The following is a 16,217-nucleotide window of genomic DNA, read 5'->3' on the forward strand; positions in this document are numbered from 1 at the left end:
AAATTTGCAATTGCTCAGTTCCATACAGTTCCTTATGAGGCTTTATATGAGGCTTTATTTACATAGTATGTTTACCTAGTTCTTGTTCAAAGCCCGCTTGCAAGCGAACATAGGAAGCTCTACGTTCTTTTGCATCTTGCTCTGTTTTTTCAAATAATTCTTCAGCAATTTCAGGGAACGATTGTTGTAACGATGCATATCGTACTTCACCCATAAGGAAATCGCGGAAGCTTTCGGTTGGCTCTTTAGAATCTAAACTAAATGGATTTTTACCAGTACCGCGTAACGCTGGATTATACCGATATAAATCCCAATAACCAGCTGCTACAGCGCGACGTGCTTCTTCTTGCGTTGTCCCCATACCGCTCTTAATACCATGATTAATACAAGGCGCATACGCAATAATGAGCGATGGCCCGGGATACGCCTCTGCTTCTGTTACCGCTTTAAGAAGTTGATTTTTATCAGCCCCCATAGCCACTTGAGCTACATACACATAGCCATAAGACATAGCAATCATGCCAAGGTCTTTTTTCTTCGTCCGTTTACCGCTAGCAGCAAACTTAGCTACCGCTGCCGTGTGTGTCGCTTTTGAGGACTGACCACCTGTATTAGAATATACTTCTGTATCAAAGACTAAAATATTTACATCATCACCAGATGCTAAGACATGATCTAGACCACCAAAGCCAATATCATAGGCCCAACCATCACCGCCAAAAATCCATTGTGACCGTTTAGGTAAATATTGCTTTTCTTCAAGAATGGCCTTCATTGCTTCTGTTGGGGCAACTTCTTTTTCTAGTAACTGAATCACTAAATCAGAACGGTTACGAGTGCCTTCACCTTGGTCACGATAAGTTAACCATTGAGTCAGTGCTTCCTTGAGTGGCTCTTGTTCCTTCGTCGTGCATTCTGAAATTGCTTGTTCTACATATTGACTCAATTGTTCACGAATCTTAGTGGTACCAATGCGCATACCATAGCCATACTCTGCATTATCTTCAAAGAGTGAGTTACCCCAAGTTGGCCCATGACCAGCTTGATTTGTCGTATATGATGAAGTTGGCATAGAACCGCCCCAAATGGAAGAACAGCCTGCTGCATTAGCGATCATCATACGGTCGCCAAATAGTTGCGTTACAAGCTTAGCATACGGCGTTTCACCACAACCTGCACACGCACCAGAGAATTCAAGTAATGGCGTTTCAAATTGACTTCCTTTGACTGTATTTGTCTTCATAGGATTTGGTTTAACTGGTAAAGCCACTCCATATTGCCAAGCCTCTGCCAAATGTAATTCGTCATCAATAGGGCTCATAGTAATGGCTTTTCCTTTAGGCGCTGGACAAATATTAACGCAATTACCACAACCTAAACAATCTAATGGTGATACAGCAATCCGGAACTGTAAATCATTTGTTCCCAATGCAGGAATCGTTTCAAACCCAGTGGGTGCTGCTGCAACTTCTTCAGCGGTTGCTAATATGGGGCGAATCGTAGCATGCGGACATACAAATGCACATTGATTACATTGAATACAATTTTCTTTATGCCAATGTGGTACCGCTAGCGCAACACCACGTTTTTCATAAGCAGCCGTACCATTTGGTAAAGTCCCATCTTCATAACCTAAGAACGTACTAACTGGTAAGCCATACCCTTGTTGCGCATTAATTGGCTTACAAATAGCGTGTACATATTCTGGCACCTCTGTCGCTATTGGTACGGCTGTATCAACTGCGTTAGCCCAATCGGCTGGTACTTCCACTGGTACAATGGCACTAACCCCTTTATCAATGGCCAATGTATTCATGTCGATAACTTTTTGCCCCTTTTTACCATATGTGGCAATCACGGAGTCTTTCAAATGCTGTACCGCTTCTTCAATAGGAATAATATTAGCTAGTTTAAAAAATGCCGCCTGACAAATCATATTAATACGACCGCCAAGACCAATATCTTGTGCAATTTGAGCCGCATTAATGATATAAAATTTTAAATGTTTACTAGCAATTGTTCGGCGCATAGACGCTGGTAGTTTTTCGGCTAATTCTTCAATGCTCCAGGTACAGTTGAGTAAGAACGTACCGCCCTCTTCAATACCTTGTAAAATATCGTATTCATTCACATAGGCTTGGCGATGACAAGCTACAAAGGTAGGGCGCGTTACTAAATATGGTTTATTAATGGGCTGTTTACCAAAGCGCAAATGCGACATGGTAACGCCACCAGACTTTTTAGAATCATAGTCAAAATACGCTTGCGCATACATATCTGTATGATCCCCGATAATCTTTATAGCTGTCTTATTAGCCCCTACCGTGCCATCAGAGCCAAAACCCCAGAATTTACACGCTGTAATATGAGAAGCATCAATCCATACATTATCTGGACGAGGTAAGGATAAACCGGTTACATCATCCACAATACCAATCGTAAATTCAGCCTTAGGTTCGGTAGCCTCTAAATTATCAAAGGTAGCTACCATATCAGCTGGAATCACATCACGGGAACCTAGACCATAACGACCACCCACTACAAGGACATCTAATTTAGCTCTTGCAATAGCGGCCTGTACATCGAGGAATAATGGTTCACCCATAGAACCAGGTTCTTTAGTACGATCGAGCACAGCAATTCGTTTCACTGTCTTAGGCAACGCTTCAATAAAACGGTCCATAGCAAATGGTCTAAATAGATGTACATTAAGCGCTCCAACCTTGCGACCTTGAGCCATTAAATAATCTACTGTTTCATTAGCCACTTGAGCGCCAGCACCCATAACAACGACTACGTCGGTTGCATCAGGCGCACCCACATAATTAAATAAATGATATTCACGGCCTGTCAATTTACTGATTTCAGCCATATAGTCTTCCACAATTTGAGGAATATTCAAATAAAACGAATTAGAAGCTTCCCGATGTGTAAAATAAACGTCTGGATTTTCAGCCGTACCGCGCGTAACCGGTGTATCTGGATTCATAGCCCGTTTGCGAAACGCCATAACGGCCTCTTGATCCACTAATGGTGCCAACTCTTCATAGTCTAACATTTCAATCTTTTGAATTTCATGAGATGTTCTAAATCCATCAAAGAAGTTAATAAACGGAACGCGTCCTTTAATAGCCGCTAAATGGGCTACTGCACTTAAATCCATAACTTCTTGTACCGATGATTCAGCTAGCATAGCACAACCAGTAGCCCGCACTGCCATCACATCTTGATGATCCCCAAAGATAGATAAGGCATGCGTAGCCAAGGCTCTTGAAGCAACTTGGAATACCCCTGGTAATAATTCACCAGCCACTTTATACAAATTAGGAATCATCAATAATAGACCTTGGGCCGATGTAAAAGTCGTTGTCAAAGCACCGGTTTGTAATGAACCATGTACAGCTCCAGCGGCGCCCGCTTCTGACTGCATTTCAACAACTTTAACAGGATGTCCAAAAATGTTTTTACGCCCATTAGCGGACCATTCATCCACAAATTCTGGCATAGGGGACGAAGGGGTAATCGGATAAATCGCTGCCACCTCCGTAAAGCCATAGGACACATGTGCTGCGGCCTGATTGCCGTCCATCGTCTTCATTTTACGCATAGTAAAGCCTCCTAAGTATATACTTATATAAAATATGAATTTAATAAATAAAAAGCAATAACATCATACGATAAAATAAATTAACAAAAATAAGCTATTTCTCAAATCATTAGCTACTAGTATTCCTAAATATTTTAAAATCGGGATTAACTTTTCCAATACCTAAATATCGTGCCTTATAATCCCCTAATAATTCCCTAAATTTATTTCTTAAAATAAATAGTGCACATAAATTAAAGCCTACAGGTAAAACAAGAGTTATATTAACTAAAGCCCAAAATAAATCCGGTCCATTTCCCGTAAGAATTATAGAAGATACAATCCCTATATTTGGAATTGGATATGCAAACTTTAATATCAAAATTACTCTATCCCTGATCTTAGGATAATCTTTAAAAACATATTGAATTACTGATACATAATAAGTAAACCATCCAGTAGTAGTAGTTAATCCAAATAAAATTGCAACAATTCCAATTAATACCACACCAGAATATCCATAGACACTTTCATAAGCCATAATAGTAAGAGTTGCTCCAAATTGACCAGAATTCCAAACTCCAGTTACTAATACGACTAAAACCGTAATAGTACTTATTACTATTGTATTAATAAATACATCAAAACTTCCCCAAAGGCCTTGACGTATTGGATGCACAGTATCTGCTGAACCATAAATTAAAGGACTCGATCCTTGACCAGCTTCATTCGAATTAATTGAACGGGCTACACCGTCAGCAATTGTCTGTGAAAGCACTGCACCAGTGAATCCACCTATAGGTGCACTATCATTGAAAGCAGAAGAAAATATCAAATAAAATGCATATGATATATTTTGGTGATTAACAGCTATAATTATCAACCCAGCTAATATAAATACAATACACATAAAAGGAACTACTCTAACAGCAAAAGAAGCAATTCTAGGGACACCTTTAAATATAATATAAAATAATGCCAATGAATAAATTATCGTGACTGTTATCATATCAAATCCAAAAGATCTATTTAAAATCTCTGCAATAGTAAATACTTGCGACCCTCCTAAAAATTGTGCCACAAAACCAAATGAAAATAATAACGCTAAATATTTTGCTATTCTTGGGAAATGTAAATCCCCGCCAATCCCGTCACTAATAAAATATACACTGCCACCATAATATTCTCCTTTTTCATTTTTATATCTATAATAACATCCTAGTGCTGTTTCAGCACATTTTATTACCATTCCTAATAATGCCCATAACCACATCCAAAAAACCGCACCGGGGCCACCTGTAGCAATTGCAGTGACAACACCACCAATAGAAGTACAACCAACAGCCCCACCAATAGCTATACATGCAGATTCAAAAGGCGATATAGTCCCTTTTCTCTTCTTATAGTTTTCCTTTGACTTATCATCCCATAGACTAAAAATAGTTTGATTAATAATATGATAAAAATGTAGAACAGGAAAAAAGCGACTCAAAAGCATAAAATAACAACCAATAGATATAATAAAAATCATAAAAGGCCATCCCCAAAGGAATGAATTAGTATTTATAATAATGTTGTATAGCATATTTTAACCCCCTTAGGTGTTTATGCTGTTGACAATATCATTCAAACCTTACCAAGAATAATGATCATGATTTAAAGTTATAGCATTAAATATAATAATAAGCAGAGCTATAACATATCTATTTGCTATAACTCTGCTTACTTAATAACAGAATCGCGCAATTAACTATTTATATGCAATTTCTAATGCATTCAAAAAATCATTAACTAAATCATCTGTATCCTCAATTCCACAAGATACTCTAAGTAGTCCATCTGTAATTCCCATCTTTAATCTTTCTTCTTTAGGTACATCATAATGAGATGACATAACTGGATAAGATAATGTAGTCCTATATCCTCCCAAAGTCATTGCATAATGAGCAAAGCTTAATGATCTCATAAACTTATTCATTTTATCTCTATCTTCAGGCAATTCCACACTTAACATTCCACCAAATCCATTAAACTGTTCCATAGCTAGTTTATGTTGTGGATGATTTATTAAACTTGGGTGATTAACTTTCAATACATAAGGGCTTTTTTCTAAAGCCTTTGCTAAGGCTTCACCATTTTTAGCTTGTTGTTTCAATCTTAATTCAATAGTTCTAAATCCCCTTTGAACTAACCAACATGAAAATGGATCAGCTTGAGTTCCTAATAATACCTGCAATTCATAGGCTTTTTTTATCAAAGACATCTTTCCTGTCGCAGAACCGCAAACAGCATCGCTATGACCATTAGCAAATTTTGTCAAACTATTCACTACAATATCTGCACCAAAGTCTAACGGACGACACTGTACACATGTCATAAATGTATTATCAACAATAAAAATTGCATTGTTATTATGAGCAATATCTGCTATTTCTTTTAAATTAGGGACCGTAATCATTGGATTAGAAACCGTTTCTGTATATAAAATTCTAGTATTAGGCTGAATTGCAGCCTTAATACATTCTGTATCAGTAAAATCAACAAAAGTAGTCTCTACTCCAAAATGCTCTAATACACGAGTAAAAATATCAATAGTCTCACCATATAAAGTCATATCAGAAACAATATGATCGCCTTGCTTTAAATTAGATATAATAGCTGTTGAAATTGCTGCCATCCCCGAACTACAAATAATTGAATCCTCACCGTGTTCAGCATATGACATTAATTCAACTAAAGCACTGCGATTAGGATTCCTATTTCTATTATAACAAAAACCATGTTCATCATATCTTTTTTGTAAATCATCTAAATCTTCCACATTAAAAGCTGTTGTCATATAAATTGGCGTTGCTTCTGGATTAGTGGCGGGTTCGTTAATATAAATTCCTTTAGATAATACATCAGTACCAAACTTAAAATTTTTTTCTGTTACTTTAAACATATTACTTCCTCCTTTTTAGGGTTATCGGTTTAACGTAATTCAAGTATATTCTCTATAGTAAGGAGAGAGTCAATAAATTTATTCTCATCCACTTTCATTGACTCTATTGTAACTATATGGTTTATCATGAGCACAGTAAACAAATGCATTTGTATAACGTGAAGTGAAAACCGATAGGAGGTATGTATATGTTAGCGCATGTACTCAATTCAATAAACGACTTCTTTTGGAGCATTCCGTTTATTGCATTCGTAATTTTTGTAGGAGCCTATTTTACAATTGGTTCAAAATTTTTTACTATTGTTCATTTTGGTCATATTTTTAACAATACATTTTTAAGTATGTTTAAAAAAGATGCCCACAAAAAAACCGAAGGTACTGTCTCCCCATTTGAAGCAATTTGTATATCTGTGGGTGGGAATGTTGGCATGGGGACTATTGGTGGCGTTGCTACTGCAGTTGCAACTGGTGGTCCCGGAGCAGTTTTCTGGATGTGGTTATGGGCATTTTTCGGAATGATGGTTAAAATGGTAGAAACCACATTAGGTTGTTATTATCGCAGTAAAAACGAAAAAGGTGAATACTATGGTGGTGGTACTTACATGCTTGAAAAAGGTATCGCAAGAGAATTAAATCATTCTAAATTTGGTACTACATTAGCAGTTCTATTTGGTACTGGATTTATTGCCCAATTTTTAGGGGGCTCCCAAGTATTCACTATTTCAGAAATTTTAAATACAAGTTTTGGAATTCATCCTATGATTGTTACTGTATTATATACTGCATTACTCTATTATGTTATTTATCATGGAATTCCAGGTATTGCCACTTTTGAAAAATATGCTACTCCTTTTAAATGTCTATTGTATTTAATTGGTTGTCTATTCTTAATATTGTTCAATTTTCAAAATATTCCTCATATGTTTTATCTCATTTTCCATGATGCATTCACAGGGACTGCCGCAACAGGAGGATTTGTTGGCGCAACAATATCCAAAGTAATCGGTGATGGTGTTGCACGTTCTATAAATGCTAATGAAGCTGGTCAAGGATCTTCTCCCTTCATATACGGCTCTGCTAAAACAGAACATCCTGTAAAACAAGCACTTTGGGCTTCATTTGATGTTTTTGTTAATACTATGATAGTTTGTACATTAACTGCCCTCTGCGTTATTGCAACCGGCGTATGGAATTCAGGAATCACAGGAGCTTCTCTTAGTATTGCTGCATTTGAAACTGCCTTTGGCTTTGGTGGAGATATATTCTTAGGCATTGTTGCAATTTTATTTGGTATTACTGTTACTAGTGGCTGGTTTAGTTTTTATGTAGCAATTATCAATCATGGATTTAGATCTCATCCTATTCTTAGAGATAAACTCGTAAAAATTTTCAAACTAATATATCCGCTGCCAAATCTTATTATTGTTGGTTCAATTGTATATACAGGAAATGGACCAGACCTATTTTGGACAATTGTTAATATTACACTGATTGCACCTGTAGCAACAAATTTATTAGGTCTACTAATTCTTAGAAAAAAATTTTGGACCTTATTTAAAGACTATAAAGCTCGCTATATGGGAATTGGTAATATTAATCCAAACTTCTTCGTTTTCTACGAAGATGATCCAAAAGTATTTGCACAAGAAGAAGCTATTCGTAATAAAGCTCGTGAAATTGATATAGCCGCTCATTCCCACAGATAATCGAACCATCCTCAGAAACTCCTTTAAAAAGAGAGTGAAGAAAATACTTTAATTTTAACTTCACTCTCTTCTTTTTTATGATAAAATCTATACAATATAAAGTAAAAGAGCTAAAATAAACATATATTATTTCTTCTATTTTTATAAAAAGGTGATTATATGGAAAAGTTTTATCCTATTGGAGAAGTATCAAAAATTATGGGGGTTTCTGTTCAGACTTTACGTTATTATGCAAATATAAAATTAGTAGAACCTCAATACATTAGCCCAAATACAGGATATAGATACTATACATATGAACAATTCCATATTATTGACCGCATCAAATATTTACAAAAATTTGGATTTTCGCTTAATAAAATAAGAGGAATCTTTTTACGAAATGATATCGACAAATTAGTTACAATGCTTGGTGAAAAAAAGAACTCTTTAGAAGCTCAAATGCAAAATTTAAAAAATACTATCGATATGATTCAATGGTACCAAAATTATTTTATACATAGTCAAAATATAGAAAAATCATGTATAAAGCATATAGACACAAGATATCTTTTAATAACAAAAATTAAGCCACACGAAAACAAGGAGGACTACCATATTCGTTTACAAAAATTACGTTCTTCAGAACGTTTAAAAAATATAATCTTTAAACGTCAGTTTACACTTGTTTTCAAATATGAAGATTTTATCTCTGGAAATCTAACGCCTACACATATTGGAATGTTTATAAAAGAGCGGCCATCTATAAAATCCCAATTTTTAACAAAGATTCCTAGTGGGGACTTTTTTTGTCTAACATCAAGAATACTCTCTGAAGAATGTAATCCACATGAAGCCAAGCTATATTTTAAAGACTATCAAATAAAACCAAAACTAGTCCTAGCAAATGAATACGAAGATAATTTATATGAGTATTCACAATGCCCTTACGAAATCCAAATTTTTATTCCTAAAAATAAAAATTAATTACATTCACAACTAAATATTTAATTGCCCTTTTTCATATTCTTCTACTCAATTAAACAAATGGTGAAACAGTCAACAAAATACCTGCTGCTACAATAAATAATAAGGTAGGACTTCTAAAACGTGCTAAAAAATCTAATTTATAAACTAAGTAGGTAGGTATAAAACAACCTATAATCCCCATGATAGGGCCCATCCAAGTTAATAATCGTAAAACAGGAATATTTAAAATAATAGCGCCCCAAGCTACTAAAACACCAAATACTAACGTGCCCATAGCGATAGCTTTTCGATTAATGCGTTGTTCATCATATATCCGTTTTAATACATTAAGAGCAATCCCTTGACAAGATTCTTTAAATGCTAAAAACACACCAAAGAATGCAGTCATAATAGAAAAAATATTCAATAACAAACTAAGAATTCGAACTGTATCGCCATCCATTTCCTGAGCAGCTATGGCTAATGCTGAAATATTTTGCTCCGCTGCCATAATCGCTTGCCCTTGGTTCATAGCTAAATTAAAAGAAATAGCAAAAAAGAAAATCGTAATAAATAAAACAGCAAATGAAATATTCATAGCTCGTAAAGATTTATGCCAAGCTACATCAATAGATTTATTATGAGAGCGATATGAAATAACCATAGGGCTTAACGTCTGAATAAATAAAATAGATGTTAACGTCAATGGCAACATAGTAAATGCTTGGTATAATGCTTCTTTTATAGTCGGTAAGCTTGAAACATTACTAACATCCCAATGATTAACCATAATTAATCCCAAAACTAAAATAGCACATAACTTTGTTAATACAAGCGCTGTATTAATCTTGAATAAAATTCTTTCTCCTTGTGCTGCAATAGCTACCAATAAACAAATAACCCCTAAGCCATAATAAGGATTGCTAGATAATATAGAATCTGTAATATTAAATGAATGTAAAAAAGAGGCACTATCATTAGTAATCGATATGGAATAAACAAAAATACTAATGACAATCATGATAAAATAAATGACGCCTAAAAAAATCCCCCAGTTTTTTCCTAAATAATGAGAAATAACCGATGGATAATCTGTACATTCTGGTGAAACAGCTAATGTATTAACAAATAAACGTTGAAATAAATATAAGGCAGGATAGCCAATAGCTGCGGCCAACAAATATACCCACACACCAACTAATCCCACTTGCACGGGCAAAAACACAATGCCAGCACCAATAGCCATACCAATACTCATAATAATCCAACCCCAGTCAGTAATATCAAAGCGAATGGCTTCCTTCCACTCTGCTTCTGTCATATCTGAGTGCAAGTTTTTTATATTAACACAGTTAGTCTTACCTTCCTCAAATGACAACTGTGAATCAATTTCTAATTCTTTTTCCATTAAAGCCTCCTCTGTCCTTTATGTATTATGACACAAAATTTAATTTTTGAATAATAATTATTCTAACCACATATATTAAACTTTTACTTCTAACAGCCGTGAATTAAATTTAATTCACGGCTGTTATCTTTTACTTACAAAATTTATCATTTAACAATTCGTGAACTCCTATAATTGTCTAACTTATTATATTCTATCACTAATAAACTTATTCCATAAACCAATAAAATACATCTAAACCTTTCAATACCCTCACCTGTAACAATAACACTTATAGGAGAGGGTATTATTAATTATTTTAAACAATAATTTTTAACATTTTATTTATCTATTTATATTTCAAATATCTGTTATAACATATTAAAACTGCTAAACTGTTTGACATTTCAAAATGATAGTTTTAGTATATAAAAACAAGATAGTTAAATTTTTAATAAGGAGGCGCCCAATAATGTTAGGCAATTTAAGCGAAAAAATAGAAGAGAAGGCGATGATAAGTTTCTTAAAACGATTTGATGCCAATCCATTTAAAGTAAAATTTAAAGATAATGAATATATAATTGGTGAAGGGACTCCTCTATTTACCGTAGATATGAAAGAACCTATTCCTGCTAGCAAACTCGTAGCCAGCACATCCATCGCTCTTGGCGAGGCATACATGGACGGCAATTTAGAAATTGAAGGCGATTTATACTTCGCACTCAACCATTTTCTTGGTCAGATGGATCAATTCTCCACCGCTGGCGACGTACTAAGCAAATTAACGCATAACCCACTAACAAAAAAACATCAAGCCGAAGAAGTACAAAGCCATTACGATATTGGCAATGATTTTTATTCCCTCTGGCTTGATGAAACTATGCAGTATTCCTGTGCCTACTTTGAAAAAGAAAGCGATACCCTCTACGAAGCGCAGATGAATAAAATCCATCGCATTCTAGATAAGTTATATTTAAAAGAAGGCTTACGTCTCCTTGATATCGGTTGCGGTTGGGGGTTCTTGCTCATTGAAGCTGCTAAAAAGTATAAAATTAAGGGCACTGGGATTACGCTCAGTCATGAACAATATGAAAAATTTCAAGAACGCATTAAAGACAACCACTTGGAAGACTATTTAACAGTTAAACTCATGGATTACCGTGATTTACCAAAATCAGGTCTTGAATTTGATCGTATTGTTAGCGTTGGTATGGTCGAGCATGTAGGTCGTGAAAACTATCAACTCTTTAATGACTGCGTCGATTCTGTACTCGTTGATGGTGGTGTTTTCCTCCTTCACTTCATCAGCGGTATGGATGAAAAACCCGGAGATGCTTGGATGAGTAAATATATCTTCCCCGGTGGCATGTTACCTAGCCTCCGTGAAATGATTGCCGATATAACGGACGATAATTTCCATGTACTAGATGTAGAAAATCTTCGTATGCATTACAATATGACCTTACTCGAATGGGATAAAAATTTCCGATCCCAATTACCAACAATTCGTCAAAAATTTGATGAACGTTTTATCCGCATGTGGGATTTATACCTCAACGGTTGTGCCGCTGCCTTTGCTAATGGCATGATGGACTTACATCAAATTTTAGCAACCAAAGGTATTAATAATAACTTACCAATTACACGCTGGTATTAAACAAGTATTAAAAATTCATAACTAATTACCCACCTATTATAAATTCCTGCCAAAGACTGTTACTATAGCACGACTGATTGCCTATGTAAAAAGCATCAGTAACGCCTATAGTAGCAGTCTTTTCTATAGGCACATTATTATCTACGCTATACTAAATTAATGATTCTTCAGATTTTCAAATATACATTACAAATAGTTATAATAATAACTTGCTAACATCATATAGGCCCTTATATAATAGAATCGTGTGATTTAATAATCAAAATACTAAAACTTCATTTATTATTTTTCTAATTAGTGAGGCTCCCATGAAACAAACATCGTCCATCGCTTTAATTACCCAAACTAGTCTTTTTATCGCTCTTACTGTGCTATTATCTTATGTTTTTGCGATTCATACTACCTTTATTCATATTACCTTTGGATTTCTCTCTACCGCTATTTTTGCCGTTATGCATGGCCCCATTCGGGCTGGTATTATGGCTGCGATTGCTTGTTTCATCGGTATGCTCCTCTTTGGGCAAGGCGTATTCTTCCCTGGGTTTATGCTCTCTGAATTTTTAGTTGGCTATACCTTTGGCCACTTCTTATATAAAAAGCCTATTACTTTGAAACGAGTAGCTATACCCTTCCTCATTATTACAGTCATCATTCATTTAGGCCTTAATACCTTATGGCTTGTGATTTTTTATCAAAAAGCGGCCTCTGCTATTTTTATGGGCCGCCTCATTAAAAATATTATCTGCTATCCTATTGAAATCGGTCTATTTTTTGCCGTATATAAAACATTAGGCCGTATTATCCCCGCCCTTAATTATAAAAAAGAGTCTAGCAGCACAGATGAAATTACGCCCGAAACATCAACTATACGATAAGTATATTACAACCAAGCCCATAAAGCAGCTACTATGAGGGTTGGCAACATATTGGCAATGCGAATCCGTTTATCCCACAACAAATTAACCCCTACTAAAAAAATCATAATGGATCCAGTAAAGGAAATATTACTAAGCGCTTGCTCCGTTAGCCATGGTGTAATAAAAAAGGCTAACAAAGTCACTAAGCCTTGCACTATACCAACAGGAATTGCTGAATACATACAGCCTTTTCCCAATGTAGTCGTCATAATCATAACTACAATACCATCCATCATCGCTTTTGCCAGTAGAATGGTGGGGTCACCTGAGGCATCTTTAATGGAGCCAATAATCGCCATAGCACCAATACACACTGTAAAAGAGGCCGTTAAAAAGCCTTCAATAAACCCTCCCTCACCTTCATTTTTACTTTTTACCTTTAACCAAGCACCAAATTGCTCTAATTTTTTATCTAAATCTAAAATTTCACCAATAACCGTACCAATGATGAATGTCATGACCAACATCATAATATTGGTGACCACCAACTGACCATCTACAAAAACTAGAGATTCTTTAGTGGCCCCTACAAAACCAATAAATAAAATACAAGCACTCATGGCCGCCATTAACGTTTCAAGTAAACGCCGATCCAAATAATTACGTGCTGTTAACCCAATGAGCCCCCCGACTACAATGATTAACATATTAAGCAAAGTTCCTACGCCAGGCATACTATCTCTCCTTTTTTCATAACATACGATACAAAAATACTTGCATCGGTTTAATATTAATTGATTATAGCACATACATCTGTTAGATAACATCAGAGTTTGTTTGTTTTTATAATTGTGCTATGATGATAAAAATATACCTTCATAATCTTGACAAATCACTAATTCAAATGATATGATATTTTAGTAATTAGATATGGAGGATTACTCAAGAGGCTGAAGAGGACGGTTTGCTAAATCGTTAGGGCGGGTTACCGTCGCTAGGGTTCGAATCCCTAATCCTCCGCCATATCATATATACTTTTAACTGATAATTGTTGAAAGTATTCAAAACCCCTACAAAACTAGGAAACACCTAGAAAGTAGGGGTCTTTTTATGTTCATTTTTAGACACTTTCAATTATCAATTAAGAGAGAAACATTCGTAAATATTCAAAGTTTCCATCTAATTTCCGTCCTATAAATCCCTTTAAACTATACAAAAAAAGAGTGCCCTGCGCTAAGAGAAGCTTTACAAATTTTAATTTGTAAGTTTCTCATGTCTATGGCACTCTCTTTTACTATATAGTATTTAGCCCTTAGCCACCTTAAACTTTGCTATCATTTCCTTAGCCACTTCTACCGCATCACCTACGATACCATAGTCGCATACTTTAAAAATAGCTGCTTCTGGATCTGTATTAATGGCCACAATCGTTTCAGAACCAGTAATACCAGCCGTATGCTGAATTGCCCCCGAAATCCCAAAGGCTAAATATAGTTTAGGTGCTATCGTTTTACCGGTCTGCCCAATCTGACGACTCAATGGGTACCACCCTTTTTCTACAATAGGACGACTTACCCCAAGAACACCACCTAATACCTCAGCTAACTCTTCCAACACTTTGAAATTAGCTGGTGACCCCATGCCACGACCACCGGCTACAACAATTTCAGCCTCTTCAATGTTCACTTCATTTAAATCAACTTTAATCATTTCTACAAAACGATTACGAATATCACTGTCCGCAAGCGTTACTGTTTCTTGATGTATTTGACCCGTACGTCCTACTATCCGCTCTGGCATTTTAAATACATTAGGACGAACAGACCCCATTTGTGGTCGATGTTCAGGACAAATAATTTCAGCTAAAATATTGCCCCCTAAAGCCGGTCTTGTCCACTCTACCAACCCGTCCGATTGACTAACAGACAAAATGGTACAGTCAGCTACAACACCATTTTTCATACGTCCAGAAATACGGGGCGCCAAATCACGGCCATCATTAGTAGCGCCGATTAAAATTACATTTGGTTTATTTTGACCAAAGAAATCTGTAATCACCTTTGTATATCCATCCGTTGAATACCGCGCTAACAGTGGATGTTCAAATACATGCACATGATCAGAACCATATTCAATTAAAGTTTGTGCCTGCGAGGCTACCTGTGCCCCTAAAATCAATGTATGTACTTCTTCATTAAGCTGATCAGCAATAAGGCGGGCCTGACCAATGAGTTCATAGGTTACTTTGCGCACCTGCCCATCAAAGCAGTCGGCAATTACATAAACACCTGTATATTCTTCAAACACCGTAATACCTCCTTATGCAATCAGATAAGTTCCTTTTGTTGTAAAACGCCTAAAATCGTCTCTACAGACTCCGTAACAGGGCCAGTAAGCATTGTCCCAGCTGAACGCATCGGCGGGCTATACACCTTGCGTACACGCGTTGGCGACCCTTGTAGACCTAATCGTTTAGGATCTGTTTCCATATCGTTTGCCGTAATCAACTTTACTTCATACTGCGTAGCCCGAATTGAATGATGAAGCGTTGGATACCGTGGTTCGTTCAACGTTTTCACCGCCGTCATCAACATAGGTACGGGCGTATCTAATACTTCAAAGCCTTCTTCATGTTCGCGCTCTGTCCGCACAATCCCATCCGTTACTTCAATCTTACATACATAAGTAACTTGTGGAATACCTAATTCCTCAGCAATTTGTGGACCGACTTGGGCCGTATCCCCATCAATCGCTTGTTTACCACAGAAAATAATATCAAAAGGTTTACCTTGATCCTTCTGTACTTTAGCAATGGCCCGTGCAATCGTATAACTGGTTGCCAACGTATCAGCCCCAGCAAAGGCACGGTCTGTAATTAAATAAGCTTCATCAGCTCCCATAGAAATACATTCTTTTAAAGCGATTGACGCTTGTGGTGGCCCCATTGTTATAACCGATACGCGTGTACCAGGATAGGTGTCCTTCACCTTTAAAGCGGCTTCTAACGCATTCATATCAAAGGGATTTACTATACTAGGCAATCCCGTACGAATCAATGTATTCGTTTCAGGATCTAATTTTATTTCAGACGTATCAGGCACTTGCTTAATACATACGAGTAATTCCATAATC

General features: G+C 36.0%; 11 protein-coding genes and 1 tRNA gene. 5 read left to right on the top strand and 7 right to left on the bottom strand.

The genetic code is table 11. From position 1 onward, the window contains the following. Positions 1 to 58 precede the first annotated feature (58 nt). The 3 genes from nifJ to DYE54_RS06655 form a co-directional block, all read right to left on the bottom strand. Positions 59 to 3,607: a pyruvate:ferredoxin (flavodoxin) oxidoreductase gene (gene nifJ / locus DYE54_RS06645; RefSeq protein ID WP_115310502.1), complete on the bottom strand. Its 3,549-nt coding sequence runs from the start codon at positions 3,605 to 3,607 to the stop codon at positions 59 to 61. A gap of 109 nt (positions 3,608 to 3,716) precedes the next feature. Continuing rightward, complete coding sequence (locus DYE54_RS06650; RefSeq protein ID WP_115310503.1) at positions 3,717 to 5,171, bottom strand: alanine/glycine:cation symporter family protein; 1,455 nt, start codon at positions 5,169 to 5,171, stop codon at positions 3,717 to 3,719. A 165-nt stretch (positions 5,172 to 5,336) separates the two neighbouring features. Next, positions 5,337 to 6,530, bottom strand: coding sequence for a trans-sulfuration enzyme family protein (locus tag DYE54_RS06655; protein ID WP_115310504.1), 1,194 nt, complete (start codon positions 6,528 to 6,530; stop codon positions 5,337 to 5,339). A gap of 188 nt (positions 6,531 to 6,718) precedes the next feature. On the opposite strand from DYE54_RS06655, the gene DYE54_RS06660 reads away from it, so the two are divergent. Both DYE54_RS06660 and DYE54_RS06665 read left to right on the top strand, forming a co-directional pair. Continuing rightward, positions 6,719 to 8,236: an alanine/glycine:cation symporter family protein gene (locus DYE54_RS06660; protein ID WP_115310505.1), complete on the top strand. Its 1,518-nt coding sequence runs from the start codon at positions 6,719 to 6,721 to the stop codon at positions 8,234 to 8,236. 159 nt (positions 8,237 to 8,395) lie between these two features. Further along, positions 8,396 to 9,202 carry a MerR family transcriptional regulator gene (locus tag DYE54_RS06665; protein ID WP_115310506.1) on the top strand — a complete coding sequence of 269 codons (807 nt, stop codon included), beginning with the start codon at positions 8,396 to 8,398 and terminating at the stop codon, positions 9,200 to 9,202. A 52-nt stretch (positions 9,203 to 9,254) separates the two neighbouring features. Here DYE54_RS06665 and DYE54_RS06670 read toward each other — a convergent pair whose 3' ends face one another. After that, a complete protein-coding gene (locus tag DYE54_RS06670; protein WP_115311103.1) occupies positions 9,255 to 10,505 on the bottom strand; it encodes an SLC5/6 family protein in 1,251 nt (416 codons plus the stop codon). 538 nt (positions 10,506 to 11,043) lie between these two features. Between DYE54_RS06670 and DYE54_RS06675 the strand changes: the two genes are divergently transcribed. Continuing rightward, on the top strand, positions 11,044 to 12,228 hold the full coding sequence (locus tag DYE54_RS06675) for an SAM-dependent methyltransferase (RefSeq protein WP_115310507.1): 1,185 nt from the start codon (positions 11,044 to 11,046) through the stop codon (positions 12,226 to 12,228). Positions 12,229 to 12,536: 308 nt separating this feature from the next. Next, a complete protein-coding gene (locus DYE54_RS06680) occupies positions 12,537 to 13,103 on the top strand; it encodes a folate family ECF transporter S component (RefSeq protein WP_115310508.1) in 567 nt (188 codons plus the stop codon). Between the two features lie 5 nt (positions 13,104 to 13,108). On the opposite strand, the gene DYE54_RS06685 is transcribed toward DYE54_RS06680, so the two are convergent. Continuing rightward, positions 13,109 to 13,819, bottom strand: a complete 711-nt coding sequence (locus DYE54_RS06685; protein ID WP_115310509.1) for a DUF554 domain-containing protein — start codon at positions 13,817 to 13,819, stop codon at positions 13,109 to 13,111. 198 nt (positions 13,820 to 14,017) lie between these two features. Between DYE54_RS06685 and DYE54_RS06690 the strand changes: the two genes are divergently transcribed. Further along, positions 14,018 to 14,108, top strand: a tRNA-Ser gene (locus tag DYE54_RS06690). A 282-nt stretch (positions 14,109 to 14,390) separates the two neighbouring features. Here DYE54_RS06690 and DYE54_RS06695 read toward each other — a convergent pair. Both DYE54_RS06695 and DYE54_RS06700 read right to left on the bottom strand, forming a co-directional pair. Then, entirely contained in the window at positions 14,391 to 15,398 is a 1,008-nt protein-coding gene (locus DYE54_RS06695; RefSeq protein ID WP_115310510.1) for an electron transfer flavoprotein subunit alpha/FixB family protein, read from the bottom strand. A 14-nt stretch (positions 15,399 to 15,412) separates the two neighbouring features. Then, entirely contained in the window at positions 15,413 to 16,213 is an 801-nt protein-coding gene (locus DYE54_RS06700; RefSeq protein ID WP_115310511.1) for an electron transfer flavoprotein subunit beta/FixA family protein, read from the bottom strand. Between the last annotated feature and the right edge of the window lie 4 nt (positions 16,214 to 16,217).

The organism is Veillonella criceti (assembly GCF_900460315.1).
Lineage (GTDB): Bacteria > Bacillota > Negativicutes > Veillonellales > Veillonellaceae > Veillonella_A > Veillonella_A criceti.

Coding starts and splice junctions, on each gene's coding strand:
- DYE54_RS06650 (WP_115310503.1), bottom strand. CDS start 5,171: ATGCTATACAACATTATTATAAATACTAATTCATTCCTTTGGGGATGG.
- DYE54_RS06660 (WP_115310505.1), top strand. CDS start 6,719: ATGTTAGCGCATGTACTCAATTCAATAAACGACTTCTTTTGGAGCATT.
- DYE54_RS06665 (WP_115310506.1), top strand. CDS start 8,396: ATGGAAAAGTTTTATCCTATTGGAGAAGTATCAAAAATTATGGGGGTT.
- DYE54_RS06685 (WP_115310509.1), bottom strand. CDS start 13,819: ATGCCTGGCGTAGGAACTTTGCTTAATATGTTAATCATTGTAGTCGGG.
- nifJ (WP_115310502.1), bottom strand. CDS start 3,607: ATGCGTAAAATGAAGACGATGGACGGCAATCAGGCCGCAGCACATGTG.
- DYE54_RS06700 (WP_115310511.1), bottom strand. CDS start 16,213: ATGGAATTACTCGTATGTATTAAGCAAGTGCCTGATACGTCTGAAATA.
- DYE54_RS06670 (WP_115311103.1), bottom strand. CDS start 10,505: ATGACAGAAGCAGAGTGGAAGGAAGCCATTCGCTTTGATATTACTGAC.
- DYE54_RS06675 (WP_115310507.1), top strand. CDS start 11,044: ATGTTAGGCAATTTAAGCGAAAAAATAGAAGAGAAGGCGATGATAAGT.
- DYE54_RS06680 (WP_115310508.1), top strand. CDS start 12,537: ATGAAACAAACATCGTCCATCGCTTTAATTACCCAAACTAGTCTTTTT.
- DYE54_RS06655 (WP_115310504.1), bottom strand. CDS start 6,530: ATGTTTAAAGTAACAGAAAAAAATTTTAAGTTTGGTACTGATGTATTA.